1 protein-coding gene is annotated in these 537 nt (G+C 70.9%); it reads right to left on the bottom strand.

Annotation, left to right across the window (positions count from 1 at the left end; translation table 11 throughout):
* On the bottom strand, window positions 1-537 hold a 537-nt coding region (locus tag ACFHWE_RS23660; RefSeq protein ID WP_416604085.1), incomplete at both ends, for a LamG-like jellyroll fold domain-containing protein.

Genomic DNA, 537 nt, shown 5'->3' with positions numbered 1-537 from the left:
GCGAACAGGTCCTCCTCCCCCAACCGCCACGCGCGGCCGATCACCATCCCGTGCGGGGAGTGCCAGGCGCTGTCCCAGGTGCCGGTGGTGCTTTGGCGGATGCCGTCAACGTAGAGGGCGAGTTCTTGGCGGGTGTGGTCGTAGGTGGCGGCCAGGTGGGTCCAGCGGCCGAATTGGGCGGCGTGGTTGGAGATGGCGCGTGACCAGGGGCCGGCGGCGGATCCGGCGACGTCTGAGGCGGTGGTCTCCAGGACCCAGTGGTCGTTGAATCCGGACTGGTGGCCCAGCAGGAAGCCGGACTGGTGGGCGCCGGTTTGGGAGACCATGGTGCCGTTGCCCGAGGCCTCGTCCAGGCGCACCCAGGCGGCCACGCTCCAGGAGCGGTCGGTGCGGATGGCCGAGGGGGCGCTGATGTACTCTCCGGCGCCGTCGAAGGTCACGCCGGGCATGAACGTCACGTCGTTGAAGGCGCGGTTCCAGGCGGTGGCGGGGTCGGCGTTGAGGGTGCCGTCCAGGCCGTGGTCGGAGGAGTCGGCC

Source organism: Nocardiopsis sp. LOL_012 (assembly GCF_048060475.1).
GTDB lineage: Bacteria > Actinomycetota > Actinomycetes > Streptosporangiales > Streptosporangiaceae > Nocardiopsis.
This window is presented reverse-complemented; position numbering and strand designations above follow the sequence as displayed.